This window comes from Methylobacterium sp. 285MFTsu5.1, from assembly GCF_000383455.1.
Lineage (GTDB): Bacteria > Pseudomonadota > Alphaproteobacteria > Rhizobiales > Beijerinckiaceae > Methylobacterium.
The window spans coordinates 1-16580 of record NZ_KB911280.1 but is presented as its reverse complement, the minus strand read 5'-3'; the positions used below and the strand labels follow the sequence as shown (position 1 = coordinate 16580).

General features: G+C 72.9%; 19 protein-coding genes. 17 read left to right on the top strand and 2 right to left on the bottom strand.

Features of this window, described 5'->3' with window-relative positions; translation table 11 throughout:
* Positions 1-168 precede the first annotated feature (168 nt).
* The 7 genes from H288_RS0116960 to phnE (H288_RS0116930) all read left to right on the top strand — a co-directional run bounded on the left by H288_RS0116960 (position 169) and on the right by phnE (H288_RS0116930) (position 6413).
* On the top strand, positions 169-1317 hold the full coding sequence (locus tag H288_RS0116960; protein ID WP_020093772.1) for a ceramide glucosyltransferase: 1149 nt from the start codon (positions 169-171) through the stop codon (positions 1315-1317).
* A gap of 24 nt (positions 1318-1341) precedes the next feature.
* Positions 1342-2028 (top strand): DUF1045 domain-containing protein, encoded by a 687-nt coding sequence (locus H288_RS0116955; RefSeq protein WP_020093771.1) that lies wholly within the window; start codon positions 1342-1344, stop codon positions 2026-2028.
* The gene (locus H288_RS0116950) at positions 2021-2641 is read left to right on the top strand and encodes an acetyltransferase (protein ID WP_020093770.1); all 621 of its coding nucleotides are present in this window, start codon (positions 2021-2023) and stop codon (positions 2639-2641) included. The genes H288_RS0116955 and H288_RS0116950 overlap by 8 nt, the downstream gene beginning before the upstream one ends.
* Before the next feature lie 114 nt (positions 2642-2755).
* Positions 2756-3604, top strand: coding sequence for a phosphonate ABC transporter ATP-binding protein (gene phnC / locus H288_RS0116945; protein ID WP_020093769.1), 849 nt, complete (start codon positions 2756-2758; stop codon positions 3602-3604).
* Between the two features lie 118 nt (positions 3605-3722).
* Complete coding sequence (gene phnD, locus H288_RS0116940) at positions 3723-4652, top strand: phosphonate ABC transporter substrate-binding protein (RefSeq protein WP_026605019.1); 930 nt, start codon at positions 3723-3725, stop codon at positions 4650-4652.
* A gap of 16 nt (positions 4653-4668) precedes the next feature.
* The gene (gene phnE, locus H288_RS0116935; protein WP_020093767.1) at positions 4669-5550 is read left to right on the top strand and encodes a phosphonate ABC transporter, permease protein PhnE; all 882 of its coding nucleotides are present in this window, start codon (positions 4669-4671) and stop codon (positions 5548-5550) included.
* Entirely contained in the window at positions 5547-6413 is an 867-nt protein-coding gene (gene phnE, locus H288_RS0116930) for a phosphonate ABC transporter, permease protein PhnE (RefSeq protein ID WP_020093766.1), read from the top strand. Before phnE (H288_RS0116935) ends, phnE (H288_RS0116930) begins: the two co-directional genes overlap by 4 nt.
* 152 nt (positions 6414-6565) lie before the next feature.
* Here the strand turns inward: phnE (H288_RS0116930) and phnF are convergent, their stop codons facing one another.
* On the bottom strand, positions 6566-7309 hold the full coding sequence (phnF, locus tag H288_RS0116925) for a phosphonate metabolism transcriptional regulator PhnF (RefSeq protein WP_020093765.1): 744 nt from the start codon (positions 7307-7309) through the stop codon (positions 6566-6568).
* A 79-nt stretch (positions 7310-7388) separates the two neighbouring features.
* On the opposite strand from phnF, the gene phnG reads away from it, so the two are divergent.
* The 9 genes from phnG to phnN are packed head-to-tail and all read left to right on the top strand — an operon-like array spanning position 7389 to position 14089.
* Entirely contained in the window at positions 7389-7871 is a 483-nt protein-coding gene (gene phnG, locus H288_RS0116920; RefSeq protein WP_020093764.1) for a phosphonate C-P lyase system protein PhnG, read from the top strand.
* 2 nt (positions 7872-7873) lie between these two features.
* Entirely contained in the window at positions 7874-8461 is a 588-nt protein-coding gene (phnH, locus tag H288_RS0116915) for a phosphonate C-P lyase system protein PhnH (protein ID WP_020093763.1), read from the top strand.
* A gap of 3 nt (positions 8462-8464) precedes the next feature.
* A complete protein-coding gene (locus H288_RS0116910; protein ID WP_020093762.1) occupies positions 8465-9571 on the top strand; it encodes a carbon-phosphorus lyase complex subunit PhnI in 1107 nt (368 codons plus the stop codon).
* Entirely contained in the window at positions 9568-10455 is an 888-nt protein-coding gene (locus tag H288_RS0116905; RefSeq protein ID WP_020093761.1) for an alpha-D-ribose 1-methylphosphonate 5-phosphate C-P-lyase PhnJ, read from the top strand. Before H288_RS0116910 ends, H288_RS0116905 begins: the two co-directional genes overlap by 4 nt.
* Positions 10456-10463: 8 nt before the next feature.
* Positions 10464-10937, top strand: coding sequence for a GNAT family N-acetyltransferase (locus tag H288_RS0116900; protein ID WP_020093760.1), 474 nt, complete (start codon positions 10464-10466; stop codon positions 10935-10937).
* On the top strand, positions 10934-11707 hold the full coding sequence (phnK, locus tag H288_RS0116895; RefSeq protein ID WP_020093759.1) for a phosphonate C-P lyase system protein PhnK: 774 nt from the start codon (positions 10934-10936) through the stop codon (positions 11705-11707). The genes H288_RS0116900 and phnK overlap by 4 nt, the downstream gene beginning before the upstream one ends.
* Positions 11704-12411 (top strand): phosphonate C-P lyase system protein PhnL, encoded by a 708-nt coding sequence (gene phnL, locus H288_RS0116890; RefSeq protein WP_020093758.1) that lies wholly within the window; start codon positions 11704-11706, stop codon positions 12409-12411. Before phnK ends, phnL begins: the two co-directional genes overlap by 4 nt.
* A gap of 11 nt (positions 12412-12422) precedes the next feature.
* Positions 12423-13559 (top strand): alpha-D-ribose 1-methylphosphonate 5-triphosphate diphosphatase, encoded by a 1137-nt coding sequence (locus H288_RS0116885; protein WP_020093757.1) that lies wholly within the window; start codon positions 12423-12425, stop codon positions 13557-13559.
* Positions 13559-14089 carry a phosphonate metabolism protein/1,5-bisphosphokinase (PRPP-forming) PhnN gene (gene phnN, locus H288_RS0116880; protein WP_020093756.1) on the top strand — a complete coding sequence of 177 codons (531 nt, stop codon included), beginning with the start codon at positions 13559-13561 and terminating at the stop codon, positions 14087-14089. The genes H288_RS0116885 and phnN overlap by 1 nt, the downstream gene beginning before the upstream one ends.
* 128 nt (positions 14090-14217) lie before the next feature.
* Here phnN and H288_RS0116875 read toward each other — a convergent pair whose 3' ends face one another.
* Positions 14218-15081, bottom strand: a complete 864-nt coding sequence (locus tag H288_RS0116875) for a porin (RefSeq protein WP_020093755.1) — start codon at positions 15079-15081, stop codon at positions 14218-14220.
* Between the two features lie 308 nt (positions 15082-15389).
* Here H288_RS0116875 and tuf point away from each other — a divergent pair, with 308 nt between their 5' ends.
* Positions 15390-16580: an elongation factor Tu gene (gene tuf, locus H288_RS0116870; RefSeq protein WP_020093754.1), complete on the top strand. Its 1191-nt coding sequence runs from the start codon at positions 15390-15392 to the stop codon at positions 16578-16580.

Here is a 16580-nt window from a genome sequence, read left to right as displayed (position 1 = left end):
GCGGGGATTAAAACCGCGCGGTGACGGTTGGGTGACGGCCCGCGACGCCGCGCGTCGGCGAGCGTGTCCGAGAGCGTGTCCGAGAGCGTCGGGCGGCGCTGTCACACGCCTGACGCGGTCCGGCCGCTAGCGGACCGGACCGCTCGCCCGATCGCACGAGGGATCCGCATGATTGACGCCACGGTGCCGGCCCTGTCCCTCGGCGCGCTCCTGGCCGTCGTCCAGATCGGCAGCATCGCCGTCGCGGCCCGGCGCCTCGGCCGGGACCACGGCCCGTCGCGGTTCCCGGACGGCGCGCCCGTCTCCCTGGTCCGCCCCCTGCGCGGGGTCGAGGCCTACAGCGAGGAGATGCTCCTCCGCAGCGTCCGTCTCGACTACCCGTCCTACGAGCTGATCTTCTGCGTGGCCGACCCGGCCGACCCGATCGTCCCGATGGTGGAGCGCCTGATCGAGGCCCACCCGCACGTGCCCGCCCGCCTGATCCTCGGCGACGAGCGCGTCAGCGCGAACCCGAAGCTCAACAACTGCCTGCGCGGCTGGCGCGCCGCCGCCCACGACTGGGTGGTGCTCGCCGATTCCAACGTCGCCATGCCGCCGGACTACCTCCAGCGGCTGCAGGCGGCGTGGCGCGCCGATACCGGGCTCGTCTGCTCCACCCCGGCCGGCGCCCGCCCGGGCAGCTTCATGGCGGAGGTGGAGTGCGCCTTCCTGAACACCCTGCAGGCGCGCTGGCAATACGCCGCCGAGGCCTTCGGGCTGGGCTTCGCGCAGGGCAAGAGCATGCTCTGGCACAAGCCCTTCCTGGAGGCGCAGGGCGGCCTCCAGGCGCTCGCGGCCGAGATCGCCGAGGACGCGGCCGCCACCAAGCTCGTGCGTGCCGCCGGCAAGCGGGTCCACCTCGTGGCGAGCCCGTTCGAGCAGCCGCTCGGCCCGCGCGGCTTCCGGGAGGTCTGGTCGCGGCAGCTGCGCTGGGCGCGCCTGCGCCGCGTGACCTTCCCGCTGTTCTTCGCCCCCGAGATCGGCAGCGGCGTCCTGCTGCCGGCGCTCCTCGTCGCCCTCTGGGCCGGAAGCCTCGCGGGCCTCGCGGGCGCTGCCGGCCTCGCCGCCCTGTGCTATGCCGCCGAGCACCGGCTCGCGGCCCGCGCGGGCTGGCACCGCTCGCCCCGCACGCTGGCGGCCTTCCTGGCGCGCGACGCCCTGATCCCGGCGATCTGGGTCGGCGCCTGGATGCGGAGCGCCATCGTGTGGCGGGGCAATGCCATGGACGTGCGCCCCCGGCGGGCCGCCGACGCGCGCACCTACGCGCCGACGGCCTGACCGCCCGGCGATCGGAGACCCTACGTGTCGCGCCGCTACGCCCTCTACTGGCTGCCCGCCCCGGATTCGCGCCTCGAAGCCTTCGGCCGGGCGATCCTCGGCACCGACAACGTCGCCGGGCTGCCGGTGCCGCACCCGGAGGGGCTCGGTGATCTCGCTGCGGTCACGGCGGGCGCGCGGGTCTACGGGTTCCACGCCACCCTCAAGGCGCCGCTGCGCCTCGCCCCCGGCACCGGGGAGGCCGACCTCGTGGCCGCCGCCCGCGCCCTCGCGGCCGCGCACCCGCCAGTGGCGGTGGGGCCGCTCCGGGTCGCCGCCCTCGGGCCGTTCCTCGCCCTGGTGCCGGAGACACCCCCGCCGGAACTCGGGCTCCTCGCCGCCGAGTGCGTCGCCGCCCTCGACCCGTTCCGGGCGCCGCTCACGGAGGCCGAGCGCGCCAAGCGCCGGCCGGAGCGCCTCGACCCGCGCGGCCGCGCGCTCCTCGAGCGCTGGGGCTATCCCTACGTGTTCGAGGCCTTCCGCTTCCACATGACCCTGACCGACGCCCTGCCGGAGGCGGAGCGCGACCTCTGGCACCGGCGCCTGTCCGAGGCCTACGCCGCCGCGGGACCGGAGCCCCTGCGGATCGACGCCATCAGCCTCCTGACCCAGGACGGGTCGGGGCCGTTCCGGCTCCTGGCGCGCCTGCCCTTCGGAGAGGCCCGTGGTTGACCGCCCCCTCGGCCTCGAACCCGCGCTCGATCCGAGCGCCCGGGTCGTCGACAGCCGCCTCGGCCGCTACACCGAGGTCGGCGCCCGCACCCGCCTCACCGAGACGACCCTCGACGACTATTCCTACATCGGTGAGGACGGCGAGGTGATCTACACCGCGATCGGCAAGTTCTGCTCGATCGCCGCCAGCGTGCGGATCAATCCCGGCAACCACCCGATGGAGCGGGCGTCGCAGGCGCACTTCACCTACCGGGCGCGCGCCTACTGGCCGGAGGAAGCGGACGAGCCCGCCTACTTCGACCGGCGCCGGGCGAGCCCGGTGGCGATCGGCCACGATGTCTGGATCGGCCACGGCGCGGTCGTCCTGCCCGGGCGCACGATCGGCACCGGCGCGGTGGTGGGGGCGGGCGCCATCGTCACCCGCGACGTCGAGCCCTACACGATCGTCGTCGGCAATCCCGCCCGGCCGGTCCGGCGCCGCTTCCCCGAGGCCGTCGCGGACCGTCTGACCCGCTTGGCGTGGTGGGACTGGGACCACGAGCGCCTGCGCCGGGCGCTGCCGGATTTCCGCGGGCTGCCCATCGAAGCATTCCTGGAGCGCCACGAAGATTAAGTCGGCTATCGAAAAGCCGAGATGCTGCGCCGGCAAATATAATCGTTCCGAATACGTCATCCAATCGTCGTCAAACCGGCGTCTACGTGCGGCCGTTCCCCGGCGGATGGTGGCATGCTGGTTATCGAGGATCTCACGCGCCAGTACGGCGACCGACGCGCCGTCGACGGCGTGTCGCTCCGGATCGAGCCCGGCAGCTTCGTCGGGGTGATCGGCCGGTCCGGTGCCGGCAAGTCCACGCTGCTGCGCCTCATCAACCGGCTGGCGGATCCGAGTTCGGGACGCATCCTCCACGACGGCCGCGAGGTCACCACCCTGCGCGGCCGCCCGCTGCGCGAGTGGCGCACCCGCTGCGCCATGATCTTCCAGCAATTCAACCTCGTCGGCCGGCTCGACGTCATGACCAACGTGCTGATGGGGCGCCTCAGCCACGTGCCGACCCACCGCGCCCTGCTCCGGCAATGGTCCGCCGAGGACCGCGCCATGGCCCTCGCCGCCCTGGAGAGCTTCGACATGGGCGAGTTCGCCGGCCAGCGGGCCGACGGCCTGTCGGGCGGCCAGCAGCAGCGCGTCGCCATCGCCCGCGCCCTCGTGCAGGAACCCGAGATCCTGCTCGCCGACGAGCCGGTCGCCTCGCTCGACCCGCGCAACACGCGGCTCGTGATGGACGCGCTCGCCGACGTGAACCGGCGCTACGGCATCACGGTGCTGTGCAACCTGCACTCCCTCGACCTCGCCCGCGCCTACTGCGACCGCCTCGTCGGCCTCGCGGCCGGGCGGGTCGTGTTCGAGGGCGGCCCCTTCGACCTCACCGAGGACGTGGCGCGCCGGCTCTACGGCCTGGAGGCCGGCGAGGTGCTGGACGATTCCGCGCAGCGCGAGGCGGAGCAGCGGGCCGCGATGCCGGGCCGGCCCGGTCTCGTGCCGGTCCGCCCGGTCCGCGAGGCCGCCCTCGGCGCCTGATCCGGGCCCCGGGCCCCAACGAACACCGCCAGAGCGCACCGCCAAAGTGCACCGTCTTGGAAACGCCCGACCGGCCTCCGGCCGGCCGAACCTCGCCGACGCCACGAAGGACGACCCGATGATCACCCGACGCACCCTCGCCGCCGCCGCCGCGGCCCTCGCCCTCCTCGGCCTGCCGGCCGCCGCCCAGGACTGGAAGGCCCAGTATCCGGAGCTGACGCTGGGCGTGATCCCGGCCGAGAACGCCTCGGGCACCGCCGACCGCTGGGCGCCGCTCACCGCCTACCTGACCAAGACGCTCGGCGTGCCGGTCAAGCTGCGGGTGGCGAGCGACTACGCCGCCGTGATCGAGGGCCAGCGCGCCGGCAACATCCAGATCGCGTGGTACGGGCCGGCCTCGTTCGCGCGGGCCGTGATGACCGGCGTCAAGATCGAGCCGATCGTCAACCAGAAGCACGAGACCGGCGCCTCGGGCTACTATTCGGTGGTCTACGTGCTGGCCTCCAGCCCCTACAAGACCGTCGAGGATCTCAAGGGCAAGAACCTCGCGCTGGTCGATCCGAACTCCACCTCCGGCAACCAGGCGCCGCGCTTCTTCCTGAAGCGGGCCGGCTACGACGTCGAGAAGTTCTTCGGCAAGACCTTCTACGCGGGCAGCCACGAGAACGCCGTCCTGGCGCTCACCCAGGGCACGGCCGACGCCGCCGCCAACCTGTGGAACTCCGAGACCGACACGATGGTCACCCGCATGGCCGCCAAGGGCATGCTCAAGAAGCCCGACGGCACGCCGATGCAGCAGTCGGACTTCCGGGTCGTGTTCAAGTCCGACTTCCTGCCGGAGGGGCCCTTCGCCGTGCTGGCGAGCCTGCCGGACGACCTGAAGGCCAAGATCCGCGACGCCTTCGTGGCCCTGCCGAAGGCCGACAAGGCCGCGTTCGACCGGCTCTCCGACGGCAAGGACCAGGATCTCACGCCGGTGACCCTCAAGGATTACCAGCCGATCATCGACATGCTGCGGTTCAACGACGAGCAGCGCCGGAAGTCCTGATCCGGAGCCGCCCGCCTTGCGCGGCCTGACACCCCTGTCGCCGGAGCGGGCAGCCGCCCTCTCCGGCCTCTACGCAGCGGCGACCGGCGAGGCCCGCCGCCGCACGCTGGCGGGCTTCGCCCTGGTGGCGGCGCTCGCCGTGGTCGCGGGCCTGATCGCCGAGGTGCGGCCGCTGGTCTTCGCCGAGAACATCGGCAAGTTCACCGCCTACATCCAGCAGATCCTGCCGCCGATCAGCCTCGAGCACCCGCTGGAGGACGTCCGCGCCTGGTACTGGGGCCTGCCCAAATGGCTGGGCCTGCTGGGCGAGACCCTGCTCATGGCCTATCTCGGGACGCTGCTCGGGGGGCTGGCGGGCTTCGCCCTCAGCTTCGTGGCCGCCGCCAACCTCGTGCGGTCGCGCGTGCTGCGCGTCGGCGCCAAGCGCCTCTTGGAACTGTGCCGCACCGTCCCCGAGGTCGTGTTCGCGCTGATCTTCGTCATCGCCTTCGGCCTCGGCCCGATGGTGGGCGTGCTCGCCATCGCGATCCACACCACGGGCGCGCTGGGCAAGCTGTTCTCCGAGGTGGTCGAGAACATCGACATGCGGCCCGTCGAGGGCCTGTCGGCCTCGGGCGCGACCTGGGTCCAGACGGTGCGCTTCGCGGTCCTGCCGCAGGTGCTGTCGAACTTCGCCTCCTACGCGCTGCTGCGCTTCGAGATCAACGTGCGCGGCGCCGGGGTGATGGGCTTCGTCGGCGCCGGCGGCATCGGCCAGGAATTCCTCGTGGCGATCCGCAATTTCTACTACGCGGACGTGAGCGCGATCCTCGTGCTGATCATCCTGACCGTCTTCTGCATCGACCTCGTCACCGAGCGGGTCCGCCACCGCCTGATCGGCGCGGAGCACGCCCGATGAGCGCGCGTCCCGAGACCCTGCGGGCGGCGGCCCGGGCCGACCTCGGCCGCCTGCGCGCGCGCTACCCCGCGCAGTTCCGCACCGACTGGCCGGGGCGGGCGCGGCTCGCCGCCCTGCTCGTCGTCCTGGTGGGCCTTGCGGCGCTCGGCTACTGGCGCCTCGACTTCTCGGTGGCGCGGATCCTCCACGGGCTCGGGCGGCTCGGCACCTTCGCGGTGCTGATGCTGCCGCCATCGCCGGAGGGCCAGTTCTGGACCTTCCTGCACGCGCTGGGCGAGACCCTCGGCATCGCCTTCCTGGGCACGCTGACGGCGGCGATCCTCGCCTTCCCGGTGGCGTTCCTGGCGGCGCGGAACGTCGTGCCCAACCCGTTTGCGCGGTTCGCGGTCCGCCGCGGCCTCGACGTGATGCGCTCGGTCGACGTGCTGATCTGGGCGCTGATCTGGATCAACGTCGTCGGCCTGGGCCCGTTCGCCGGGGCGCTCGCGATCGCGTGCTCGGATTTCGGCGCGCTCGGCAAGCTGTTCTCGGAGGCGATCGAGACCTGCGACAAGCGGGCCGGCGAGGGCGTCGTCGCCTCGGGCGGCTCGGCGCTCCACCGCATCCGCTTCGGGCTGATCCCTGGGGTGCTGCCGGTGCTGGCGAGCCAGGTCCTCTACTTCTTCGAGTCGAACACCCGCTCGGCGACGATCATCGGCATCGTCGGCGCGGGCGGCATCGGCCAGTACCTCACCGAGCTGATCCGCGTGCTGGAGCTGCAGCAGGTCGCCTTCCTGGTGCTGATGATCCTCGTGACCGTGGCGGCGATCGACTGGGTCTCGACCCGCCTGCGCCGGGCGATCATCGGGCCGGCGGCGCGCTGAGGGAGGCCTCGGCTTTCCGGCATCACGCGCGGAGCGCAATGATCCAGGGTCGCGCTGCCCCGGGTCGCTTCGCTCCGCTCGCGAGGACGGAGTGCCGAGGCCGTCGCGCGGACATCGCGCGGAGGTCGCGCGGAGGTCGCGCGGAGGTCGCATCACCCGCCGATCACCAGCTCCACGCGGTCGGCGGCGAACAGGGTGCGGTTCGCCTGGATCGGCACGCCGGCGGGATCGATGTTGACGCTCGACACCACCAGCACGACCCGCCCCGGCGCGATGTCGAGGCGCTGCGCCTCCGCGGGATCCGCGGGGCGGGCCCGGATCCGCGTCGAGAGCCGGGTGTAGTCGTGGACGCCGCAGGTCGCGAAGGCCCGGGTGATCGAGCCGCGCGCCGCGTAGGTCTCGGCGAAACCCGCGAAGCGCGGCAGCGGCAGCCAGGTCAGCGCCGTCGAGAGCGGGGCGCCGTCCGCCCGGTGGACCGTCAGCAGCTCCAGGATCGGCGCGCCGGGGGCGAGGGCCAGGGACGCCGCCTGCTCGGTCCCGGCCGGGACCGTGGTCGCCGCGACGAGGTCGCCCCAGGCTTCGCGCCCGGCCCCGGCGACGATCTCGGAGAAGCGCGTCCGCGGCCCGATCGGGTAGGCGAGCGGCGCCTCCTCCACGAAGGTGCCCCGGCCCTGGCTGGCGCGCACGAGCCCGCCCTCGGCCAGCGCCGCGAGGGCGCGCCGCACCGTGTGCCGGTTCACCGCGAATCGCGTCGCCAGCGCGGCCTCGGCGGGGAGCTGCTGTCCCGGCGCGTAGCGTCCCGCCGCGATCTCGGCCGTCAGCGCGTCGGCGATCTGCCGCCACGCCGTCAGCCCCTCGCCCCGGACGAGGCCGGCCGCCTGCTCCTGCGCATCCATCCTGTCATCCAAACTTCATTTGTGCGGCGCACGCCAGTTGTCTATACACCTAGACAACTGAGCGACGAAGGGATTCGCGATGACGACGACCCCGAGACATCCGGAATCCGAGGGCGACACCGCGGCGCGCCAAGCGGTCATGGCCCTCTGTGCCGAGGCGAGCCGCGCGGATCTCGAGGCGGCCCTCGAGGCGGCCGTGTCGGGCCTCGAAGCGCCCGCGGCCGCGGACCTGCGTCCGCCCGAGACCGGTCTCGTGATGGCGTCGGGCCGGATCGGCGGCGACGGTCGCCCGTTCAATCTCGGCGAGGTCAGCGTGACCCGGGCCGCCATCCGCCTCGCGGACGGTCCGGCGGGCTTCGCCTACCATCTCGGCCGCGACCGCGCGAAGGCGCGGCTCGCCGCGATCCTCGACGCCCTCTGGCAGGATCCGGTCCGGCGCGCCCGGGTCGAGGCCGCCCTGGAGCCCGCCGCCCGGCGGCTCGCGGCCTCCCGGGATCGGGCCGCCCGACGCACGGCCGCCACCCGGGTCGACTTCCTGACCCTCGCCCGCGGAGAGGATTGAGCATGCTCGCCCCCGGCTTCGCCGACCCGGTCCACGACGCGCAGGACACGTTCCGCGCCGTGATGGACGCCCTCGCCCGCCCCGGACGCGTCCGGCTCCTCGCGCCGGGTCTCGCGCCGCCCGCGCCCCTGACGCCGGAACTGGCCGCCGTCGCGCTGACGCTCACCGACGCCGACACGCCGGTCTGGCTCGATCCGGCCCTCGCCGCGGCGCCGGAGGTCGCGGAATACCTGCGCTTCCACACCGGCGCGCCGCTCACCGGCGACCCGGCCGCGGCGGCCTTCGCGCTGGTCAGCGACCCGGCGCGCTGCCCGCCGCTGGCGGAGTTCGCCGCCGGGACGCCGGCCTATCCCGACACCGCCACGACGCTGGTGCTCGCCCTCGACGCGCTCGCGGAGGGGGAGGGGCTGCGCCTGTCCGGCCCCGGCATCCGGGGCACCGCCGGGATCGCGCCGGCGCCCCTGCCGGACGGCTTCGCGGCGCAGCTCGCGGAGAACCGCGCAGGCTTCCCCCTGGGCGTCGACCTGATCCTGACGGCGCCCGGCCGCGTGGCCGGTCTGCCGCGCTCCACGACGGTCACGGAGGCCTGATCCATGTACGTGGCCGTGAAGGGCGGCGAGGCCGCCATCGACAACGCCCACCGGCTCCTCGCCGAGGCCCGCCGGGGCGACCCGGCCGTGCCGGAGCTCTCCGTGGCGCAGATTCGGGAGCAGATGGCGCTGCTCGTCGACCGCGTCATGACCGAGGGCTCGCTCTACGATCCGGACCTCGCGGCGCTGGCGCTCAAGCAGGCGCGCGGCGACGTGGTCGAGGCGGTGTTCCTGGTCCGCGCCTACCGGACCACGCTGCCGCGGTTCGGCGCCTCCGCGCCGGTCGACACCGGCGCCATGGCGGTCGAGCGCCGGATCTCCGCGACGTTCAAGGACCTGCCCGGCGGGCAGGTGCTCGGGCCGACCTTCGACTACACCCACCGGCTGGTCGACTTCGCGCTCGCCGCCGAAGCCGGGATCGAGCCCGCCGCCGAGGCCGCGCCGCGCGCCGATGCCGGCACCTGTCCGCGGGTCACCGACCTGCTGGCCCGGGACGGCCTGATCGAGCCCTCGCCCCCCGACGACGGCGCGCCCGCGGGCGACCTCACCCGCGAGCCGGTGGACTACCCTGCCGACCGGGCGCTCCGCCTCCAGGCGCTCGCCCGGGGCGACGAGGGCTTCGTGCTCGGCCTCGCCTACTCGACGCAGCGCGGCTACGGCCGCACCCACCCGTTCGTCGGCGAGATCCGGGTCGGGGAGGTCGCGGTCGAGTTCGTGCCCGAGGAGCTGGGCTTCGCGGTGCCGCTCGGCCGCATCCGGCTCACCGAGTGCCAGATGGTCAACCAGTTCAAGGGCTCCGGGGCGGCCCCGCCGCAATTCACCCGCGGCTACGGGCTGAGCTTCGGGCAGAGCGAGCGCAAGGCCATGGCGATGGCCCTGGTCGACCGGGCGCTCCGCGCGGAGGAGCTGGGCGAGCCGGTGGCGAGCCCGGCCCAGGACCAGGAATTCGTGCTGGCCCACTGCGACAGTCTCCAGGCGACCGGCTTCGTCGAGCACCTGAAGCTGCCCCACTACGTCGACTTCCAGGCCGAGCTGGAACTGGTTCGCCGGCTACGTACCGAGTTCGAGCGCGGGTCCGACACCGTCGAGATGCAGGAGGCCGCCGAATGAGCGCCGCGATCGCGCACCGCCCGGAGAGCGAACCGGGCTACAACTTCGCCTATCTCGACGAGGGCACGAAGCGGATGATCCGCCGGGCCATCCTCAAGGCCATCGCGGTGCCGGGCTACCAGGTGCCCTTCGCCTCCCGCGAGATGCCGATGCCCTACGGCTGGGGCACCGGCGGCGTGCAGGTGACGGCCGCGATCCTCGGGCGGTCGGACGTGCTGAAGGTCATCGACCAGGGGGCCGACGACACCACCAACGCGGTCTCGATCCGCCGCTTCTTCGCCAAGACCTCCGGGGTGGCCACCACCACCCGCACCGCGGAGGCGACGGTGATCCAGACCCGCCACCGCATCCCCGAGACGCCGCTCACCGAGGGGCAGACCCTCGTCTACCAGGTGCCGATCCCCGAGCCCCTGCGCTTCCTCGAGCCCCGCGAGACCGAGACCCGACAGCTCCACGCGCTGGCCGAGTACGGCGCCATGCACGTGAAGCTCTACGAGGACATCAGCCGCCACGGCCACATCGCCACCACCTACGCGTACCCGGTGGAGGTGGCGGGCCGGTACGTGATGGACCCGTCGCCGACGCCGAAATTCGACAACCCCAAGATGGACGACTGCCCGGCGCTCCAGCTCTTCGGCGCGGGCCGCGAGCGGCGGATCTACGCGGTGCCGCCCTACACGCGGGTGCGGAGCCTCGACTTCGAGGACCACCCGTTCCGGATCCAGGCGTTCGAGCATCCCTGCGCGCTGTGCGGTGCCGAGGGCGTCTATCTCGACGAGGTGCTGCTCGACGATGCGGGCCGGCGGATGTTCGTCTGCTCGGACACCGACCATTGCGAGGGGCGCCGCGCGGACGGCCATGTCGGCACGGGGGACGCGGCATGAGACGCGGCATGAGCGACCTCACGGTCCGCCGGGCCGGAAAGCCCGACCTGCCCGCGATCCTCGACCTCTACGCCGAGCTGAACGGCGGGCGGGTGGCGACCCTGGCACAGGCCGGGGCGCTGCTCGACCGGCTCGCGGCCTATCCCGATTACGGACTCTACGTGGCCGAACGCGACGGCGCTGTCGTCGGCACCTTCTGCCTCGTCATCCTCGACAACATCGCCCACTGGGGCACGCCCTCGGCGCTCGTCGAGAGTGTCGTGGTCGCGTCCCGGCACCGCGGCGGCGGTCTCGGCCGGGCGATGATGCACGAGGCGGCCCGGCTCGCCGAGGCGCGGGGCTGCTACAAGCTCGCCCTGTCGTCGAACGTCGACGCCAAGCCGGCCCACGTCTTCTACGAGAGCCTCGGCTTCGAGCGCTACGGCTACAGCTTCCGCCTCGATCCCCCCTTCCTGCCCGACGCCGCGGAGGCGACCCGATGAGCGAATCCCTGCTTCAGGTCCGCGGCCTGACCAAGCGCTACGGCGCCCGGCTCGCCTGCGCCGACGTGTCGTTCGACCTCGTCCCCGGCGAGGTGCTGGCGATCGTGGGCGAATCCGGTTCCGGCAAGTCGACGCTCCTCTCCCTCATCGCCACCGAGCTGGCGCCCGATTCCGGGACGGTCGCCTACCGGATGCGCGACGGCGCGCTGCGCGACCTCGCCACCCTGAGCGAGGCCGGGCGCCGGGCGCTGATGCGCACCGAGTGGGGCTTCGTCCGCCAGGACGCGGCCCAGGGCCTGCGCATGGCGGTCTCGGCCGGCGGCAATGTCGGCGAGCGGCTGATGGGGCTCGGCGACCGCCATTACGGGCGGATCCGCGCCCAGGCCCTCGACTGGCTCGGCCGCGTCGAGATCGCCGCCGACCGGATCGACGACCCGCCGACGCGCTTCTCCGGCGGCATGCGCCAGCGCCTGCAGATCGCCCGGAACCTCGTCACCGGCCCCCGCCTGGTGCTGATGGACGAGCCGACCTCCGGCCTCGACGTCTCGGTCCAGGCCCGGCTCCTCGACCTGATCCGCCGGCTCTCGGCCGAGCTGGGGCTCGCGGTGATCATCGTCACCCACGACCTCGCGGTGGCGCGGCTCCTCTCGCACCGGATCATGGTCATGCGCGCCGGCCGGGTGATCGAGACCGGCCTCACCGACCGGGTGCTCGACGATCCCGAGCACGCCTACACCCAGCTCCTCGTTGCCTCGGTGCTCGCCGCATGACCGCGCTCCTGACCTTCGAGACCGTCGCCAAGAGCTTCACCCTGCACCTGCGCGGCGGCGTCGTGCTGCCGGTGGTGGGCGATGTCAGCCTGTCCGTGGAGCCCGGCGAGTGCGTGGTGCTCGGCGGCCCGTCCGGAGCGGGGAAATCCTCGCTGCTGAAGATGGCCTACGGCAACTACCGCTGCGACGGCGGCGCGATCCTGGTCCGCGACGGCGCGACGGTCGTGGACGTCGTCCGGGCCGATCCGCGGGCGGTCCTGGCGCTGCGGGCGCGGGTGATCGCCTACGTGTCGCAGTTCCTCCGGGTGATCCCGCGGGTCCCGGCCCTCGACGTCGTCGAGGCCGCCGGCCGCGAGGGCGGATTGTCCGAAGCGGCGGCACGCGCGCGGGCCGAGACCCTGCTGGCCCGGCTCAACCTGCCGGAGCGGCTCTGGGGCCTGCCGCCCGCGACCTTCTCGGGCGGCGAGCAGCAGCGGGTGAACATCGCCCGGGGCCTGATCGCCGACCGGCCGCTCCTGCTCCTCGACGAGCCGACCGCCTCCCTGGACGCGGAGAACCGCGCCGTGGTGGCCGAGCTCGTCCGCGAGAAGCTCAGGGCCGGGGCCGGCGTGCTCGGCATCTTCCACGACAGCGAGATGCGCGACGCTGTGGCGACCCGGGTGGTCGATGTCACCCGCTTCGCGCCGCAAGCCCGGGCAGCCTGAGGATCCTCACGATGGACGATTTCATCCTCGAGAACGCGACCCTGGTCCTGCCGGACCGGGTGCAGCGCGGCTGGCTCGCGGTGTCGGACGGGGCGATCGCCGAGATCGGCGAGGGGCGCCCGCCCGCACGCGGCCTCGATCTCGGCGGCGACCACCTGATCCCCGGCCTGATCGAGCTGCACACCGACCACCTGGAGAGCCATTTCGCGCCGCGCCCGAAGGTGCGCTGGCATCCTCTCGGCGCCGTCCTGGCGTACGACGCGCAGATCACCGCCTCGGGAATCACCACGGTGTTCGATTCGCTCCGTGCCGGCAGCGATCCGGACGGCAGCGGCCTCGGCTCCGAGCTGGAGCAGCTCGCCGGCGCCATCGCCACCGCGCGCGCCGCCGACCTGTTCCGGGCCGAGCACTTCACGCACCTGCGCTGCGAATTGCCCTCCCTGGACGTGCTCGACACGGTGGCGACCTTCACGGCCCGCTACCCGGTGGGGCTGATCTCGCTGATGGACCACACGCCCGGCCAGCGGCAGTTCCGCGACATGGAGAAGTACTACACCTACGCCACCCGCGGCGGCCGGCCGATGGACGAGATCCGCGCCAACACCGAGCGCAAGGTCCGCGACGGGCGGGCGCTCAACGCGAAGAACCGGCCGGCCCTCGTCCAGTTCGCCCGCGAGATGGGCATCCCGCTGGCGAGCCACGACGACACCACCCTGGCCGACGTCGACCTCGCGGTCGGCGAGGGCGTGCGGCTGGCCGAGTTCCCTACCACACTGGAGGCGGCCGAAGCCGCGCACCGGCAGGGCCTCACCGTGATGATGGGCGCGCCGAACCTGATCCGCGGCGGCTCGCATTCCGGCAACGTCGCGGCCCTGGCGCTGGCCGAGGCCGGGCACCTCGACATCCTGTCGTCGGACTACGTGCCGGCGAGCCTGCTGATGGCGGCCTTCCTGCTGCCCGAGCAGGCGCCCGGGATCACGCTGCCCGCGGCGCTCGCCACCGTCACGTCGAACCCCGCCCGCGCCACCGGCCTGACCGATCGCGGCGCCCTGGCGCCCGGGCTGCGGGCCGACCTCGTGCGCGTGCAGCGGGCCGAGGGCGTGCCGGTCGTCCGCCAGGTCTGGCGCGCCGGCCGGCGGGTCGCCTGATGGCGGGCTGCCTCGTCCTCGTGGTCGGCCCGAGCGGGGCCGGCAAGGACACGCTGCTCCGGCTCGCCCGGGCGGCGCTCGCCGACGACCCGCGCTACGTCTTCCCGCGCCGCCTCGTCACCCGCCCGCCCTCGGCCGACGAGGACAACGACGAGATCGACGAGGCCGCCTTCGCCGAGGGCTGCGCGGCCGGGCGCTTCACCCTGAGCTGGCGCGCCCACGGCCTCGGCTACGCGCTCCCGGAGACGGTCGGCCGGCGCGTCGCCGACGGGCACGTGGTGGTCTGCAACGTCTCGCGCCGCGTCGTCGCGCGGGCGCGGGCGGCCTGCCCGCGGGTGAGCGTCGTCGAGATCACGGCGCCGGCCGAGATCCTGGCGCGGCGCATCGCCGCCCGCGGCCGGGCGCAGGACGGCGACTTGGCCGCGCGTCTCGCCCGGGAGGGCGGCGTCACCGCGGACCTGACGATCCTCAATACCGGCTCTGCGGAGGCTGCGGCCGGACGGCTGGTGGCGCACCTGCGCGCCTGCTGACGCGGCGCGGCTCTCGGCGGCTCGGGCCGCGGTTCGCGGGGCGCGCGTGACCCACGAAAAAGGGCGGGCGCCGATGCCGGCACCCGCCCTTCCTGGGATCCGCCGGGGAGACCCCGGCGTCGTCCGACTCAGATGCCGCCGAACTTGTAGTTGAAGCCGGCGCGGACGATGCTGCCCTCGGTGCGGAAGCGCGAGATATACGCGCCGTTGCCCACGCCCGGGACCGCGCCGACGAGAACGTTCTGGCTGCCGAGGTCGTAGTGCAGGTACTCGGCCTTCACCGTGATGGCGTCGTACTTGATGCCGATGTAGCGGCCGAGCGCGAAGGTGTTCAGGAAGCTGTCGGTCGGCAGGGCGAACTCGATGCCGCCGCCGTAGGCGAAGCCGGTCTTGAAGTCGTCGTAGCGGCCGGCGAACTGGAGGCGGCCACCCGGGGTGTAGAAGTTGGCGTCGTGGAACACGTTCCCGTAGGCGAGGCCGCCCATCCCGTAGACCAGGACGCGGTCGAAGGCGTAGCCGACGCGGCCGGTGAGGGTGCCAAGCCAGTCGAGGCTCTGGCGGAACTGGCTGATGTTCGGCGGGCCGCCGGCGACGTTGCCGGTGCCGAGCACGACCCGGTTCTTGGTGATGTCCGTCCAGTCGATGCTGTTGGCGATACCGACGACGATGCCGGCGCCCGGCGTGAACTGGTAGTTGTAGCCGGCGGTGCCGCCGATGTTGGCGAAGCCGTCCTGCGAGGTCGAGGTCGCGAACGGGCGACGGCCGAGGGCGACGTTGGTGGCGTTGCCGGGCTGGACGCCGACGGTCGTGATGCGCTCGCGGTCGGTGAAGGTGTAGGCGGACTCGAGACCGGCGTAGAAGCCCGTCCAGGTGAAGACCGGCACCGGCGTGAAGACCGGCGGCGGCGCGGCGCGGCGCGGCAGGTCGGCGGCGGAGGCGGCCGTCGTGACCAGGGCCGTCGCGGCGGTGGCGAGGAGGAGCTTCTTCATCATGGCGGGGGTCCGAGGTGACGCGTTGTTGTCGCCACTTAAGCTCGGCCGCACGGATCCCGCTATGCCCGCGAAGCCACACTGTGGCGCGAAAGCGGCGCGGATACTGCCTGTGATTGATCTTTCTCCGTTCAAGACTCGCATCCGCAGCTTGACAGCGCGGTCGGTCGGCGGGCCCCCGCGCGTCGCGGAGCTTGATCCCTGGCGGCCGACCCTCTAAGCGGACCGCGTTTTTCGCCCCTGTCGGAACTTCGGGGCGGCGGACCAGGATTCGGGGCCCTTGCGTGGTCCCCGCCGCAGGAATGGGAATCATGGGCAAGGAAAAGTTCTCCCGCACCAAGCCGCACTGCAACATTGGCACGATCGGCCACGTCGATCACGGCAAGACGTCTCTGACGGCGGCGATCACGAAGGTCCTGGCCGAGACGGGCGGGGCGACGTTCACGGCCTACGACCAGATCGACAAGGCGCCTGAGGAGAAGGCGCGCGGGATCACGATCTCGACGGCGCACGTGGAGTACGAGACGCAGAACCGTCACTACGCGCACGTGGATTGCCCCGGCCACGCCGACTACGTGAAGAACATGATCACGGGCGCGGCGCAGATGGACGGCGCGATCCTGGTGGTGTCGGCGGCCGACGGCCCGATGCCGCAGACCCGCGAGCACATCCTGCTGGCCCGCCAGGTCGGCGTCCCGGCGCTGGTGGTGTTCCTCAACAAGGTCGACATGGTCGACGACGAGGAGCTCCTGGAGCTGGTCGAGCTGGAGGTGCGCGAGCTGCTGTCGAAGTACGACTTCCCGGGCGACGACATCCCGATCACCAAGGGCTCGGCGCTGATGGCGCTCGAGGACAAGGAGCCGAAGATCGGCAAGGAGGCGGTCCTGGCGCTGATGGCGACCGTGGACAGCTACATCCCGCAGCCGGAGCGTCCGATCGACATGCCGTTCCTGATGCCGATCGAGGACGTGTTCTCGATCTCGGGCCGCGGCACGGTGGTGACGGGTCGCGTCGAGCGCGGCATCGTGAAGGTGGGCGAGGAAGTCGAGATCGTCGGCATCCGGGCGACCACCAAGACGACGGTGACGGGCGTGGAGATGTTCCGCAAGCTGCTCGACCAGGGGCAGGCGGGCGACAACGTCGGCGTGCTGCTGCGCGGCACGAAGCGCGAGGACGTGGAGCGCGGCCAGGTCGTGTGCAAGCCGGGTTCGGTGAAGCCGCACTCGAAGTTCAAGGCCGAGGCGTACATCCTGACCAAGGAGGAGGGCGGCCGCCACACGCCGTTCTTCACCAACTACCGGCCGCAGTTCTACTTCCGGACCACGGACGTGACCGGGATCTGCACGCTGCCGGAGGGCACCGAGATGGTGATGCCGGGCGACAACGTGACCATGGACGTGGCGCTGATCGTGCCGGTGGCCATGGAGGAGAAGCTGCGCTTCGCCATCCGCGAGGGCGGCCGCACCGTCGGCGCCGGCGTCGTCGCCGCCATCAACGACTGA